The organism is Chitinophaga silvisoli, assembly GCF_003412465.1.
Taxonomy (GTDB): Bacteria; Bacteroidota; Bacteroidia; order Chitinophagales; family Chitinophagaceae; genus Chitinophaga; species Chitinophaga silvisoli.
Genome location: NZ_QTJV01000002.1, coordinates 1,050,677 through 1,066,060, shown reverse-complemented (window position 1 = coordinate 1,066,060; position 15,384 = coordinate 1,050,677). Strand labels below are relative to the sequence as shown.

At 46.0% G+C, this 15,384-nt stretch carries 18 protein-coding genes; all 18 read right to left on the bottom strand.

What is annotated here, in order from left to right; genetic code table 11:
- Positions 1–13: 13 nt before the first annotated feature.
- Complete coding sequence (yidD, locus tag DXN04_RS10680; RefSeq protein WP_116853305.1) at positions 14–241, bottom strand: membrane protein insertion efficiency factor YidD; 228 nt, start codon at positions 239–241, stop codon at positions 14–16.
- The gene (locus tag DXN04_RS10675) at positions 238–639 is read right to left on the bottom strand and encodes a ribonuclease P protein component (RefSeq protein WP_116853304.1); all 402 of its coding nucleotides are present in this window, start codon (positions 637–639) and stop codon (positions 238–240) included. The genes yidD and DXN04_RS10675 overlap by 4 nt, the downstream gene beginning before the upstream one ends.
- A gap of 105 nt (positions 640–744) precedes the next feature.
- On the bottom strand, positions 745–900 hold the full coding sequence (gene rpmH / locus DXN04_RS10670; protein ID WP_012788729.1) for a 50S ribosomal protein L34: 156 nt from the start codon (positions 898–900) through the stop codon (positions 745–747).
- Between the two features lie 172 nt (positions 901–1,072).
- Entirely contained in the window at positions 1,073–1,582 is a 510-nt protein-coding gene (locus DXN04_RS10665; RefSeq protein WP_116853303.1) for an OmpH family outer membrane protein, read from the bottom strand.
- Between the two features lie 105 nt (positions 1,583–1,687).
- A complete protein-coding gene (locus DXN04_RS10660; RefSeq protein WP_116853302.1) occupies positions 1,688–2,203 on the bottom strand; it encodes an OmpH family outer membrane protein in 516 nt (171 codons plus the stop codon).
- 142 nt (positions 2,204–2,345) lie between these two features.
- On the bottom strand, positions 2,346–5,078 hold the full coding sequence (locus DXN04_RS10655; protein WP_116853301.1) for a BamA/OMP85 family outer membrane protein: 2,733 nt from the start codon (positions 5,076–5,078) through the stop codon (positions 2,346–2,348).
- Positions 5,059–5,820, bottom strand: coding sequence for an isoprenyl transferase (locus tag DXN04_RS10650; protein WP_199415009.1), 762 nt, complete (start codon positions 5,818–5,820; stop codon positions 5,059–5,061). The genes DXN04_RS10655 and DXN04_RS10650 overlap by 20 nt, the downstream gene beginning before the upstream one ends.
- Positions 5,821–6,052: 232 nt before the next feature.
- Positions 6,053–6,916 (bottom strand): type IX secretion system protein PorG, encoded by an 864-nt coding sequence (gene porG / locus DXN04_RS10645; protein WP_116853300.1) that lies wholly within the window; start codon positions 6,914–6,916, stop codon positions 6,053–6,055.
- Positions 6,917–7,134: 218 nt separating this feature from the next.
- A complete protein-coding gene (locus DXN04_RS10640; RefSeq protein WP_116853299.1) occupies positions 7,135–8,025 on the bottom strand; it encodes an NAD kinase in 891 nt (296 codons plus the stop codon).
- Between the two features lie 18 nt (positions 8,026–8,043).
- Positions 8,044–8,706 (bottom strand): CBS domain-containing protein, encoded by a 663-nt coding sequence (locus tag DXN04_RS10635; protein WP_116853298.1) that lies wholly within the window; start codon positions 8,704–8,706, stop codon positions 8,044–8,046.
- Positions 8,707–8,932: 226 nt separating this feature from the next.
- Positions 8,933–9,700, bottom strand: a complete 768-nt coding sequence (locus DXN04_RS10630) for an alpha/beta fold hydrolase (RefSeq protein ID WP_116853297.1) — start codon at positions 9,698–9,700, stop codon at positions 8,933–8,935.
- Positions 9,701–9,805: 105 nt separating this feature from the next.
- Positions 9,806–10,351, bottom strand: coding sequence for a CvpA family protein (locus DXN04_RS10625; RefSeq protein ID WP_116853296.1), 546 nt, complete (start codon positions 10,349–10,351; stop codon positions 9,806–9,808).
- Positions 10,352–10,402: 51 nt separating this feature from the next.
- Positions 10,403–10,855 (bottom strand): GatB/YqeY domain-containing protein, encoded by a 453-nt coding sequence (locus tag DXN04_RS10620; RefSeq protein WP_116853295.1) that lies wholly within the window; start codon positions 10,853–10,855, stop codon positions 10,403–10,405.
- Positions 10,856–10,881: 26 nt separating this feature from the next.
- Positions 10,882–11,229 (bottom strand): gliding motility protein GldC, encoded by a 348-nt coding sequence (gene gldC, locus DXN04_RS10615; RefSeq protein WP_116853294.1) that lies wholly within the window; start codon positions 11,227–11,229, stop codon positions 10,882–10,884.
- Positions 11,230–11,314: 85 nt separating this feature from the next.
- Positions 11,315–12,418, bottom strand: coding sequence for a glycosyltransferase (locus DXN04_RS10610; protein ID WP_158568954.1), 1,104 nt, complete (start codon positions 12,416–12,418; stop codon positions 11,315–11,317).
- A 255-nt stretch (positions 12,419–12,673) separates the two neighbouring features.
- Positions 12,674–13,096: a hypothetical protein gene (locus DXN04_RS10605; RefSeq protein ID WP_116853292.1), complete on the bottom strand. Its 423-nt coding sequence runs from the start codon at positions 13,094–13,096 to the stop codon at positions 12,674–12,676.
- A 58-nt stretch (positions 13,097–13,154) separates the two neighbouring features.
- Positions 13,155–14,234, bottom strand: coding sequence for an ABC transporter permease (locus tag DXN04_RS10600; RefSeq protein WP_116853291.1), 1,080 nt, complete (start codon positions 14,232–14,234; stop codon positions 13,155–13,157).
- 3 nt (positions 14,235–14,237) lie between these two features.
- The gene (locus DXN04_RS10595) at positions 14,238–15,380 is read right to left on the bottom strand and encodes a glycosyltransferase (RefSeq protein ID WP_116853290.1); all 1,143 of its coding nucleotides are present in this window, start codon (positions 15,378–15,380) and stop codon (positions 14,238–14,240) included.
- Between the last annotated feature and the right edge of the window lie 4 nt (positions 15,381–15,384).

The window sequence follows — 15,384 nt, the reverse complement described above, 5'->3', positions numbered from 1 at the left end:
AGGCCGCCGGGATCTATGGTACCGGGTCATGTCCATGTCCGCCCCAGGGGTGGCATGACAAGATTCTTTTTACAGTGAGGTATCCGCCCTTAATAAGACCGTGTTTTTTCAATGCTTCCACGCCATATTGAGAGCAGGTGGGTGTATACCTGCACTTATTGCCCAGTAGCGGAGAAATACCCCATTGGTAAATCCTGATTACCCAGATAAAGGGGTAGCTCAACAAGCTCAAAATCTTCATGATGCAGCCAGCGCTTCCTTCGCCAGTTTCTTTAAAATTAGGGAAATTTTGTGTTGGAGGGTAGTAAAGGGGGCTATTTTCTTGTCGGTATAGATGAAGAATACGGCCAGCTGGCTATTCGGCTGCTGTGCCCGTAGCTGTTCATACAGTTCGCCTTTTTGCAGGCGATAACATTCCCTGGTCAGGCGTTTCACCCTGTTGCGGTCCACGGCATGTGGAAATCGCTTGGTTGAGACACTGAAACCGGCCTGAACGGGATATGGGGCAATGGGAGTATCCACCGGCATATATACTATGCGGTATGGAAAAACAGAAAACGCTTTTCCTTCCCGAAAAAGCGTTTCAATGATTTTTCTGCTTTTTAACCTTTCTTCTTTTGTAAAAGAATAAGTTTTTATGGCAAGTCCGATTTATCTATCAAAAGCAATAACATTCTGTTCGATCAGGAACCAGCCTTAAAAGCTGCAAGTTAAGCCCGAAAGCTCATGCAGTTAAAGCTGACCTTATTTCAGCTTACGCTCGTCAGAAACAGTTAATTTCTTACGTCCTTTAGCTCTGCGGGAAGCTAATACTTTACGGCCGTTAGCAGTTTCCATTCTCTTTCTAAAACCATGAACGCTCTTTCTGCGTCTGTTATGCGGTTGAAAAGTACGTTTCATTTTAATATTTTGTTTTTACCTGTACTATACTAAACACTCTCCCGTTTTGCGGAATCCTGTTTTTAAAACGGAAGGCAAAGGTAAAGAATTTTATGAGATAATAAAGGAATTTTTAAAAAAATACCCCGGGACCGGGTCCCGGGGCTTCTATAGTAAGTTTTGTGTGCCTGGATTATTTGATACCCAGCTTAGCTTTTACAGCTGCAGACAGGTCATCACCAACTGGTGCAACCAGCAGAATGCTCTGGGAATTGTCGATTACATAAGCGTAACCTTTCTCTTTTGCTGTATCTTCGATAGCTTTACGAGCCTTGTCGTAGATTGGTTTCAGCAGTTCCTGACGCTTAGCTTCAATTTTGTTCTGAGCTGCATCCTGGTAGTCCTGGATGTTTTTCTGAGCAGTCTGGAGCTCTTTACCCTTGATCTCACGTACGTTGTCAGTCATTTTATCTGCACCGTCATTAAATTCTTTCAGTTTCTTCTGATACTCATCAATCAGTCCTTTTCCATCCTTATCCAGTTCCTCTGCATAAGTCTGCAGGGTTTTCATTGCCGTCTGGGCTTCCGGCATTGCCTCGATCAGGGCCTGAGCGTTGATGTGAGCCACTTTGGACTGTGCCATTGTCTTCACGCTGAACAATCCGGATACTGCCACGAAAGCAATAATTACATACTTCTTCATGATGTTGTCTGTGTTTAAAAAAGATTTTGAATACTAAACTAAGGTTAAAATTTGGTACAAAAGGTTAATAATTCCTAAATCCCATTTCTGTTGGATGCGCTGCTATTACTTCTTTACACCAAGTGCATTCAGAATATCATCACTTTTATCCAACTTAGTGTCAGAGAAAATTACGGTAACACCTCCGGCCTTATCCAGCACAAAGTCGTACATACGCTGGGCTGCGAGCTTTTGTACGGCATTATAGATTCTGTCCTGTATAGGTTTTACCAGTTCCTCTCTCTTCTTGAATAGGTCCCCTTCGTAACCAAAACGTTTTTTCTGCAAATCCTTTGCCTCTTTTTCTCTTGCTACAATCTCTTCTTCACGTTTGTGCTTCAGTTCGTCCGTCAGCATCACCTGTTCTGCCTGATAAGACTTGTACATCTTGTCTACTTCGAGGAATTTTGCATCTATTTCTTTTTGCCATTGCTCAGCTACAGCATCCAGCTTACTTTGAGCTTCTTTATATTCAGGGATATTGTCCAGAATATATTTGGTATCGATCACGCAATAGCGCTGTGCACTTGCCATCAGGGCAGTACCCAGCACCAGGGCAATCATGAGGCTTAGTTTCTTCATAATGTTTATTGATTTAAACTATAGGCACCCCGGGATTTCGGATTTGCAATATATAATTTAAAATTTATTCAAACGTCACACATCCCCCTGATAGTATGAAAGCTCCCCGTCAGGAGAGCTCCATACTGTAAGTTTCTTTCTATTATTCCGGTTCGAAGCCGAGCATGAAGGTGAACTTAGCAGCATCCTTCAGACCATTGCCGGATGTGATACGGTCAAATCCAATACCGTAGTCAAATCCAAGCAAACCAAACATCGGCAGGTAGAAGCGCATACCCAGACCCGCTGAACGACGCAGTTTGAATGGATTGTATTCCTGTACATCCCTGTAACCGTTGGCTGCCTCCAGGAATGCCAGACCAAAGATCGTAGAGCTTGGATTCAGGCTGAAAGGATAACGCAACTCCATCACGTACTTGTTGAAGATTGTGAAACCTTCGTAACCACTTGGCTGGCTGCCTTCAGAATTGCTTCTTGGGTCAGATGAATAATATACGGGATAACCTCTCTGAGATACGATATCACGGTCATAGATCGCAAAGTTACTCAGACCATCACCCCCTAACTCAAAGCGACCAAATGGAGACAGGGTCGTTCTGCTGTTGTAACGGCTGATATAACCAAATTTAGCCGCAATCTTCATCACGAACATCTTGTTGTCGCTACCAATTGGCTTGCTCAATGGTACGTACCACTCAGCATTGAAACGGTATTTCTGGTATTCGATAAAGCTGAACTGATCTTTTACAGACTCCAGTTTGTAATCCTTGTCAGGATGGAACATGGAGTATGGAGGTGTAAACTGACCGCTCAGCATAAAGTTGGAACCGGATCTTGGGAAGATCTGCTGGTCAACAGATGAACGGGCCAGGGTCAGTTTCAGGTTGATGTTATTTGATGTACCGCTGGAGAAACCTGGGATGTTGAAATAGTTATAGTTCTTCAGTTTATACTGCTGATAGTTCACCGCGTAGATCAGGGTGAAATAGTCATCAGGCCATTTCAGCTGCTTACCCAGTGATAAGGACGCACCCATTACCTTGAAGTATGCACTGTTTGACAGGGTTGAGCCATAAATGTAAGAAGAGTAAGCATTCGGGTTCTGGTAGCTGTTGTAGAAGCTTACAGAGAACTGGTTTCTCTTTTTACCGCCTAACCATGGCTCCGTGAAAGAGAAGTTGTAAGAACGATAAGCCTTACCATTTGAAGAAACACGAACAGATAATTTCTGGCCGTCACCACTCGGTAAAGGATCCCATGTCTGCTTGTTGAAAATGTTGCGCAGGGAGAAGTTATTGAAGGTCACACCGAGTGTACCGGTCAGACCAATGTAACCACCCCAGCCTGCTGACAGTTCCAGCTGGTCATTTGCTTTTTCTTCTACTGTATAGTCGATGTCCACAGTTCCATCCTGGATATTAGGCACCGGGTTCATACCGATCTTTTCAGGGTTGAAGAAACCGAGGTTCGCAATTTCACGGTTAGAACGAATCAGGTCAGTACGGCTGAATTTCTCGCCAGGCAGTGTACGCAGCTCACGACGGATTACGTGTTCGTTGGTCTTTTCGTTACCTGCTATACGTACTTCCTTGATCGTTGCCTGCGGACCTTCTGAGATTCTTATTTCGTAGTCGATAGTATCACCATGAATACCTACTTCTACCGGGTCAGCATGGAAGAACAGGTAACCGTAGTCCATGTAGAGACCACCAACGTCACCACCTTCGGATGACAGCAGGCGTTTCTGCAGCATTTCCTGGTTGTAAGTGTCACCTTCCTTGATGCCCAATACCTTTGCCAGCAGGGAGTCAGTATAGCGGGTATTACCTTTCCAGGTGATTTTACCGAAGTAATATTTCTTACCCTCCATCACTTCCATACTCACATTTACACCACCATTATGGGATTTGTAGGTGGTATCTCTCAGCAGCACCGCATCACGATACCCCTGGGTATTATAGTAAGAGATTACTTTCTCTTTATCTTCAGCGTATTTATTTTCGTTGAACTTAGCAGAGGAGAACAGTTTGAAGCGGAAATAAGGATCCAGTTCTTCCAGTGTACGGGACGGCTGGAGAAAACCGAAAGTACGCCAGTAATCACCACGATCATCAGCGGAATCAGGCCATACTGGCTCATAATCCGGATAGATGGTGAGGCGGGTCCTTTCTTTGGTACCCTTCATTTTCTTTTTCAGTTTGGTATCGGAGATGTTCGCATTACCTACGATGTATATGTTGTCTACCTTGGCTTTGTTACCTTTTGCTACAGTGAATACGACGTTGGTAGCATTGGTCTGACCGCTATCGATTCTTTCGCTAACACCTACTTCGGCGTTACGGTAACCTTTTTCGCTATAGTATTTCCTGATGATGCCTACTGCATTTTGTTCCATGCTTTCGGTTACCACCTGGCCCTTACGCATGCCGGTTTTCTTGATGATCTCTTCCTGTTCTGATTTTTTAACTCCTTTGAAGATAAACTGGTTCAGACGAGGGCGTTCCTGCAATTCAATTTCCAGCCAGATCTGACCATCCTGAATTTTGTTTACATAAATAGCGACGTTGGCAAACAGTCTTTGTCCCCACAGAGCCTGGATTGCTTTCGCAAACTGGTCACCACCGGGATAAACGACTTTGTCACCTACGTTCAATCCGGAGAGGGAGATCAGCAGGGACTTATCAAGATACTGGGTTCCTGACACGATGATGTCAGCTATCTCGTATTGCTGAGGTTGTGAATTTCCCAATGGTAAGTTCAATCCCACTGGTTGGTCTGCTGCAGGGATGGTATCTCTCTCCTGGGCGGATACACGAATGCCAGCACTGCAACATAATACTATGGCCAGTAGGCTCTTAGGAAATAATTTCTTCATTCTGCTGTATTTGATCGCTTGTTTTGCCAAAGCGTCGTTCTCTGTTCTGAAAGTTTAAGATAGCTTCGTAAAGATGTTCTTTGCGGAAGTCAGGCCAACGGGTATCTGTAAAATACAGCTCCGCATAGGCCAGCTGATAAAGCAGGAAGTTACTGATTCTGCACTCTCCGCTGGTCCGGATCATCAGTTCCGGATCAGGCAGATCGGCCGTACACAGGTACTGCTGCCACTTGTCAGGTGTAATGGCCTCGGGTTCGAGTTTGCCATCTTTTACATCCTGGGCAATTTTTTTGGCAGCATTTAGGATTTCCCAACGGGCACTATAACTGAGGGCCATAATCAGATTGAGTCCAGTACATTGACCGGTAAGGGCTATGGCCTCCTCCATTTCGCTTTTACAGTTTCCGGGCAGCATGTTCATGTCTCCGATCACATGCAGCCGGATATTATTTTTAATGAGCGTGGCTACTTCGCTACGGATCGTATTGACCAATAGCTCCATAATCCCGTTTACTTCGTAAACAGGTCTATCCCAATTCTCGGTGGAAAAGGCATAAAGGGTAAGGTAACCAATTCCCAGTTCGGCGCAGGCTTCGGTGATATCACGCACACTTTCCACTCCCTCATAATGACCAAACAGCCTGTCCTGACCGCGCTCCTTAGCCCAACGGCCATTGCCGTCCATAATGACAGCAATATGTCGTGGCAACCGTTGTAAGTCTAATTTGTCCTTCAAACTCATGAGTATCTCCGGCGTATTATATATATCGATACAGATTTTTATTAAGGTGTGCAAAGATACAAAAATAGATATATGCCTTTCCCGGCAAAGAGGGGGTAGGGGTTTTAACGGATTTTTAACAGCGAAATCCTTTGCTGTCGGACGTTTGACTCGAAAAAGCGCTTATAGAAAGTATAAATATTAGGCCAATGGGCCAGAAAGGACTATAGATAGACGAATTTTGCCTGCGAAATCAGAATTTACATCTATAAGACGTAAATAAAATGCTAATCGTCAGTTCGGCCGTAACGAACTGATCTTTGTCACGGCTGTTACCCCGTTGTCTGCCGGCTATCCCGATACGGTCTCCGGTAGCATAACTACGGTCCTGGAGCAGGTAAGCAGCAGTGGGATTACCATTGGCATCTGCCGGGAACAAAGCAGTACCGGCATAGGTGGTGCTTACATCATCCAGGTAATCGGTGTTGGTAAAGCGGTACAATACTTCCAGCCCAAGGTTGACCTTTTTAGACAGGTTATACTTGAAACCACCCCCCAGCAACCAGGCAGTAGAAACCAGGCTATAAGGCTTCCTGTCCGGGTACATGGCACTCCCCTGCCCTTCCGTACGAAGCGGCTGTAAATAGTACTTTTTGTTGTTCAGGAACGCGTATGGATTGTAATAAAACAGCGAGGCTCCCCCTGTGAAGTACGGCGTAAAGCGGTAATAGCTGGAGCCGGGTTCAAAGCGGAAGAAGTTAAAATCGCCCTGTACACCTATCTCATACACATTGGTATTGAAACTGAGGTTGCGGCGTTTTTGGAAGTCATTGTCATTGTACGTGTCCGAATAACCCAGCATCATATAGCGGCCATGGAAGCGTACGCCGATGTAGTCATTCATGTACTTGCGGTAAAAGATACCGATAGCAGGTTTGGGGGCGTTCAGACGACCATTGGTATTGAGATCCCCAAAATAATGGGCCGCTCCTATAGAAAGGCCCAGTTCACCGGTATAAGACAGTTCGTTCTGCGCAAAAGCAGGCGTCAGGAACAGGGATCCCACTGCTATAAGGGTGGTCGTGATGATACGTTTGTAAAAAAAAGGTTTGCCCATAAATCGGTTTGCTTAAACGCGATAATTCCTTTAAACGCGATTATCCTGCTTTTGGTATTAAGCTAAGTGAACAAATGTAATAAAAAATCCTAATGTGCTAATATGCAAATATGTAGGTTATTTACTACAACATCGAATAAAGGAGCTTGTTCACTGTGTACGGATTTCAATTTTTTGCGGACTTTTGTCTTTGCCGGCGGCAAACCCAAATGATTCGGCTATTTTAGGGTGTTTCTTGCATCAATGCCCCAAAGCAATTTATGCCTTAAGGTCTGTAAAAAATTACTATCATCCAGCCTCAGCAGGCTAAACCTGAACGACTCTTTCTTAATCGCCAGCTGCACGGTATTATCAATTGTCTCCATCCGCGAATCCAGCGTACAAAGAAACTGATCACTCCTCCCCTCCACTTCAAAGCTAATCACATTATCATCTGGTACTATAATCGGCCGCACATTCAGATTATGCGGTGCCACCGGCGTAATCACAAAACTCCCCGCTTCAGGAAACACTACCGGGCCTCCACAACTCAGGGAATATCCTGTAGACCCCGTAGGCGTAGCCACGATCAACCCATCCGCCCAGTAAGTATTCAAAAACTCCCCGTTCAGGTAAGTATGAATTTTCACCATCGCCGATGTATCCTTCTTATGTATCGTAAAATCATTCAGACCATAAGGCACCTCTCCAAACAGCGAAGGCACATTACTATCCAGGTGAATCAATGTTCGCTTATCTACCACATAGGTACGCTGTTTCAGGGCCTGCACCGCCGCATAAATCGCATCCTTCCCTATACTCGCCAAAAATCCTAAACGGCCAAAATTGATCCCCAGCACCGGAATATTCTTATCCCGTACATAGCAAACCGTATCCAGCAGGGTGCCATCCCCACCCAGACTCACAAGAATATCAGCCCTGCCATGCAGATCCGCTGCACAGGCAAAGGTCGCCGGCTCTTTTGTATAAGTGATATGTGGCTGTAAGGCCTGAAAGAAAGCTTCGTAAATGATCACATCAATTTCTTCTCTCGCCAGCTCATTCAGTAACAGCTGGATGATTGGCAGGTCTTCTCTTACAAATCCACGGCTATATATTGCAATCTGCATAACTAATCTGGAGGACGATTACATGCTGATATAATTCATCAGCAGATCGTAATTTTTGCGGAGCATATCTTCCTCCTGCTCTTCGGTGATTGTGTACTTAATTGTGTAGTTGAACCGCTCAAATGTAGCTACCAGCCCATGCAGCTCCTGGCGGTTCGTTTTCAGCAGTACTTCCAGTCTGCCCGAAGCCGGACTGGTGATGGTATTCACACTGAGCAGTGTGATATCATTCGATTCTGCAATTCTTGCGATTTCACTCAGACTGTAATCGCGTGGGTCAATATCCAGTGCAATGATCCCTCCCGGTTCCTTGACACCATTGTACTGAGCCAGCACCGCCAGCAGGTTATCTTTCGTGAGCACACCAAGGTACTCATTTTCACGGCTGATGACTGGTAGTACGGACAACTTCAGGTCATAAAAAACCCGCAGCGCCTCATAAAAGTGAGCACTCTCCAATACTCCTGGCTTCGGACCATTGTACTCCATATTCTCCAATGATACTTCGGTATCTTCCAGATCCAGGATATCATCTTCTTCTACCAGTGCCAGGTATTTGTTCTCAAGTACCAGGGGAAGCTGTGACAGATGATATTCATTCATCAGGCGCAGGGCTCTGGACCCTGGGTCAAGAGGATGGAGGATTGGTATAACTGTCGATATGAGATCACGTGCCAGCATTATTAAATTGCGCTATTGTGATACAATAATAGGAAAAGAATCGCTAACGTCCTCGTACCGGACGAGGGGATTTATGAATAAAGCATGCTGCTCAGCTTATATACGTAACGCTAAATGCGCGTGGTTTGTTACATACAGCGCGGTAGGACGATAGTGGATGAGTGGTAAAAAAAAATGAAGCTGATCCTGTTGAATCAGCTTCAATATAGTAATATGAGTAGTAGGTTTATTTACTACCCAGTTTTTGCAGAAAAGGATGCAGGATCTGATTAAACTCATCCGGCTGCTCCATCATAGGTGCATGTCCGCATTTATCGATGAAGTGCAGTTCTGAGTTAGGAATCAGCTTATGGAACTCCTCACCTACCATTGGCGGTGTCACAGTATCATTCAGCCCCCAGACCAGCAGGGTTGGGATCTTGATATCGCGCAACTCCTCACCCAGGTTATGGCGTATAGCCGACTTAGCCAGAGTGATGATCTTGATTACCTTAAGACGGTTGGTCGTAATGTCAAACACTTCGTCCACCAGTTCTTTGGTCGCCATTGCAGGATCATAGAAGGTCAGTTCTGTTTTCTTGCGGATGTATTCGTAGTCCCCTCTTTTAGGGTAAGTTTCGCCCATACCGTTCTCAAACAGACCGGAGCTTCCTGTCAGTGTGAGAGATTTGATCGGAGCTTCAGGATGTTTCAGCAGGTATACCAGCCCAACGTGTCCACCCAGGGAGTTACCCAGCAGGTGCACATTGGTATATTCCATTGTCTCAATAAACTTATGAACGTATTTGGCCAGGCCAGCTACGGAAGTGTCCAGAATATTCAGATCAAACAAAGGCAAAAGCGGCACCACTACTTTGTTGTAGCGGCGGAAGTATTCGATCAGGCCACCGAAATTACTCAGTGCACCAAATAGCCCGTGCAATAATACCAGTGGTTCACCCTCCCCTTCTTCAACAAACTTAAACTTTCCCTGTGTTTTGATTTCGTAATCCATTGCCAAAGCTTGAAAGTCAATTTTGCGCTAAAATAATTCTTTTTATTAATTCAAATAATCTTTGAAGCGAAGGATATAGATCATTTAACCTACGTCCGTCAACCGCTATTGTTTGCTCTGTATCTTCCTGGCTGCGTTGTCAAAAAATGATTGCAGGCTCGCAAACATATCCTTAAATACAGGAATTAATTTGCCAACCGCATTCATGACAGCCGGCCCGAGATGTTCAATATACGGATATACAACAGATTGCATTTTGATCTCCGGACTTAACCAGTATAATTGGTTAGCTATCCATAAAAGCACGCTGTAGACCATGATAAAGATAGCACTATACAGTAAGATCCCGCCTAATTTGTTTAGCCAGCCCATCATCGCCACTTCTACCAGTTTTTGCAGGAGAGTGGCACCCAGGCGCACTAACAATACTACTCCCAGGAACAATGCGATGAAGCAAATAACTGGTAGCCAACGGGTATGCACATCCCAATGTGATTGGGCGTATAATACAGCTACAGTGGTCAACTTCAATGCCGCTGCTAGTCCCAGTGTGACTGCCACAAAGGAAAATACCGCTACTATCAGGCCACGGCTATATCCCTTATAAATAGCAATTACAAGGATAATGGCGAATACAATGTCTATACCCATATATTTCTATAGGAAGATAGGAGGAACGGGGAAAAGAATTAAAATCCCCGCTTATTTTGCCAGTAACTCTTTTACCAGTCCGGAAATGGCTTTACCATCGGCTTTACCAGCTAACTGCTTGGTAGCCACACCCATTACCTTACCCATATCGGCAGGAGAACTAGCTCCGGTTTGGGCAATAATAGCTTCAATGGCTGCTTTCAGTTCAGCTTCGTCCATCATCTTTGGCAGGTACTTTTCGATCACAACCAGTTCTTCCTCTTCCTTTGCGGCAAGGTCTTCCCTGTTTTGCTGACGAAATATATCCAACGAATCTTTTCTTTGTTTGGCTAACTTTTGTAACAGTTTTGTTTCATCTGCTTCGCTCAGCTCTCCGCTAAAGCCCTCTGCAGTCTTGGCATGCAGGATAGCAGCCTTAATAGCACGCAGCGCACGCAAATCCGCTTCGGCTTTTGCCAGCATCGCTGTTTTAATCGCTGCGTTAATGTTTAGTTCCAGAGACATATATGGTTGTTTTGAAAAAACTTGGATTATTGTTCCGCCTTTTGCTTTTCTTCAAACTTCTTGTAGAAGTCACGGGCAAAAGTTCTCAGTTCGTCCGCCTGATCCTTGTATGGAGTAGCACGCTGATAAGTATCTGCCATGGTCATCATCGTCTGAAAGAAGAAATCAGCCATTTCGTCCACCATCATCTGCTTTGTCCACAAATCTATACGCAGCGCTGTTTTTTCAGCTCCGTCCCAGAAAGCAACCATCATCGCCTTCGCCTGCTGGAAACGGTCTGCCTGAGTACTATCCGTCGCCCTCCATTCAATCTTCTCAGGTATCCTGTCATTGTCCAGTTCAACCTGGATCTGTATGGTAGATGTCTTTGCCATAAAAAATAGTTCCAATATTTTAGAAACGCAAATTTACTACTAAACTGCGAATGTGCTGATGTCCAGATTTATGATACTTATATTATTATTTTAATATCTTCGAAGCCGCGTCTGTCCAGCTTCCCGGCAGCGTTACCTGCCTGCCGCGTTCCAGCATCCTGCTGCGCAACACCTCATCTTTGTATAAAACCGACATTTTTTCTGCCAGATCATCCAGACTGTCAGGGTCGGTATACAATACCCCCTCTGCACCCGCTACCCTGGCAGCAGCCCCTTCCATAGCCACCACGGGAACTTCACATTTCAAGGCTGCATATACCGGCATCGCCAGCCCCTCAAAGCGGCTGGTGTAAACCAGGGTATAGGCTCCTGCTATCACACGGGACAAAGTTTCCTGACTCGCATCCTGCAACCAGATGATGTCGTTCCGGAACTTGTATGTGGCCATATTTTCGATGATTTCTGCACCGGCATTGGTGGAAGCACCGGCGAGGATCAGTTTCATATTGGAACGTAAACGACGTTTCAGGGCGGAAAATGCCTTCAGCAAAGGAAGAATATTATTCCTGGGATGCATACTGCCAACGGCTACAAAATACTCCAGTCCCCCTGTAAACTCCTGCTTGATCTGCTCTCTCTCCTCCCATTCCACCGGGCGATAACTACTATCCAGGCCTGGAGGCAACAACACCAGCTTTTCTGCTACTGCCGGCGCATAAGTTAACAAATCTTCCTGTACCACAGGAGAAACAACCAGTACTTTTTGCGCTGCCTGTATATATTTCAGGGTATTCTTCCGCAGGAAACGCTGCAAATCCTTCGACATGCCAGCCACTCCATGCAGGAAACCCGTATCAGTAACCAGTAAACGGGCAGGTACCTTACTCCGCAGCGGCAATTGCCCATCCATACCCAAATACAAGTCCAGCTGCTGCTTTTTGATCGCCGCCGGAAGCTGCCACTCCCGCCACCAGTACAACTGCCAGGCCTTTTTCCCCTTGAGCGGCACTTCTACAAGTTGCACATTACCAGGGAATTCCTCCAGAGACACCCCAGGACCGTCTACAAAAAAGATAAACTGGTGCTCCGGGTGTAAACGACATAATTCCTTCAATAACGCTGTGCTGATATTTCCTGTATCTGCCGGTCTGTCTCCAGCCAGGCCGGCGGCATTCACTCCTATACGCATAGTTAAGCTGCTTGTTCTGATGGCTGCAAAGCTACAGCTTTTGTACCAAGCAGTATATAGATAGCTGGAAGCATCCTCTCCAACAGGTCCCCAAAAGGACACCATAAGGTCACCAAAAGGGCACTTCAATATCCAATCGATATAGAGGTGACCTTTTGGTGACCTTATGGTGATCTTATAACGACATAGTAATACCGAAGCTACAGTATGGTTATACCGAAGCGTCAATGATGTTAAACCAGCCTTGTAAGGGTATTATTCTGACTTATTGGTAATCCAGAAGGTCTTGGTGATGGTATTGTCCGGATTGTCGACAGAAGTAATTACCACCGTCACCAACACAGTACGCAACGGCTCTAAGCCGATCAGGGTAATCTCAATGGCCCCACTGGAACTTGGTGCCACTGCATTCTGGGGAATATTGATTCCACCAGGGTCTGTGACAGCTGTCACGGTGATCGTCACACCATTGGTTGGCAACCTGGATGTAACAGCTGCCTGGAAAGTATAGGTGCTGCCCGCAGCAGCGGTATAGGAAGCCTCAGTTACATTTGCAAGAGATACTTTCAGTCCTTCTTCCGAAGGTTTTACAGCAGTACCGCTGTCTTTCTTACTGCAGGATGAAAAAATCAGGGCAAAGAGGGCCAGAACAGGTAAAAGATATGATTTCAAAGGCATAAAATAAGGTTCAGAATGATGTTAAAATTAATAGTTTTTATAATGCGAAACAAGGGGACTACTGTCTCACATCCATTGCATCTCTCAACCCATTCCCCAACAGGTTAAATGCCAGTACCATAAGCATGATAGCTACACCCGGAGCCAATGCCAGTAAGGGATTATGTGTGATAATAAAGTTGTAGTTTTCTTTGATCATCAGGCCCCAGGAAGGCTGTGGTGGCTGTACCCCCACCCCCAGGAAACTTAAGCCCGCCTCTACCACTATTGCCGTGGCAAAATTGCCGGCAGCGACCACCATCACCGGACCTAAGATATTGGGTAATATATGTTTTATGATTGTTCGGGTATGTCCAAAACCCAGTGCACGGGTAGCTTCTATAAATGTCAGCTCCCGGAGAGATAATACCTGTCCCCTGATTATCCGGGCTACATTCACCCACATGGTGAGTCCCACCGCAATGAATACCTGCCAGAAGCCCTTGCCCAATGCCAGCGTAATGGCAAACACCAGCAGTAAGGTAGGCACTGACCAGATCACATTGACCAGCCACATCACCACCTCATCCGTAGCACCCCGGAAATATCCCGCTACCGCCCCCAGGAAGATGCCAATGGTGAGCGATATAATCACAGCAATAAATCCAACACTTAAACTGACCCTGGTCCCTACAAGCAGGCGACTCAGGATGTCCCGCCCAAACTTGTCAGTCCCCAGCCAGGCCTTGTAATGTTTTATATACGTTCCCCTGGCCGGGTAACTTTCCCGCATGGATGTTTCTTCATCTATATAATGCTGTACAATGATGCTGTCTCCCACCGAACGGTAAGCACTCAGTGGCACCCAGGTCACATCTTCATCCTGGCCATCCATTAGCCTTTTCAGGAAGCCTGCTTTTTCCACCGGCTGCTGCCGGGGCAATGCCAGCAGGTCGATGCTGAATCCAGGATGCTTACCTCCGATCTCTACGATCATCCTGTTCGCCATAGGAGTACCATCGGGCGAGACCCAATAAGCAATGATACTGACTACGACAGCGATGGCGATCAGAAACATACCTGCCACTGCCCCCTTATTGCGTCGCAGCCTGGCCCAGGCCTGCTGCCGGAAAGATGAACGTATATTGAGCTCCGCCATAATTTATTTAACTTTTCGCCCCTTCCACTGGTAAGAACCAAACTTACCCAGCCACCCCGCCACTACAATATATGGAATATGAAATAACTGTCCGGGTATAAACCAGCTGAGCATCCCTTTTTTCCGGAAAAACCGGGATACAGGGATCAGGAAGTAGAACTCCAGCACTACCTTATACACCATCGCTACCAGGAAATATGGCAGGGCTCCCGGGGCAAAGATGCAGAACACGCCTCCAAACAGCAGGACCACATTCCAAAAGTAAACCAGCGCCAGTACCCAGGTCAGTCGCTTATCATCATATTTATCAGCTTTGGACGACCAGCGGATCCGCTGGTTCATGAAAGCACGGAAAGTATCTACAGGCAGGGTTTCCACAATGGCATCCTGGCTCTTTAAGTATTTCACACCATCCGGATATGCTTTAAAGACCTTGAACATCAGCAACATATCGTCGCCAGAGGCAATATTGTCGATCCCTTTAAAGGCACCTACTTCGTAGAATACCTTTCTTTCATAAGCCAGGTTGGCTCCATTACACATGGTACCGTCTTTCAGCCGGGCGAGCGCCCCTGTGATCCCCTGCATGGTCATGAAGTCCAGCGACTGGAGGACCTTGAAGAAATTATTTTCTTTATAAAAGCTCACTGGTGCGGCGATAAATTTGGGCTGGTATTGTTCGTAGAACTTCACCATGGTACTGATCCACAAAGGCCCCATCACGCAATCTGCGTCCGTAGTCATGATCAGGTCACCAGTCGCCTGTTCTACTGCCAGTTCGATCGCTTTCTTCTTATAGGAATTCAGTCTTTCAGTAGCGCTGAGGTGCTGGCTTAGTTGCAGCAGTTTGATATTCGCAGCGGGAAAGTCTTTGACCACGTTGGGTGTACTGTCGGTAGAGAAATCGTCGATGACGATCACTTCGAAGAGGTCTGCCGGGTAGTCCTGGGCATGGAGTGCTGCCAGCAAGGGAGGCAGGTTATCTTCTTCATCGCGGGCAGGAATAATGACGGTCACTTTGGTGAGGCCGCTAATGGGTTGAGCGGGGATATAGGGTGGTAATGCCTTCCAGCCATGTCCATATCGTATCATCAATATGCCATACAATCCTCCCAGCAGGAATAAGACGGTCAGAAAAAAATACATATGC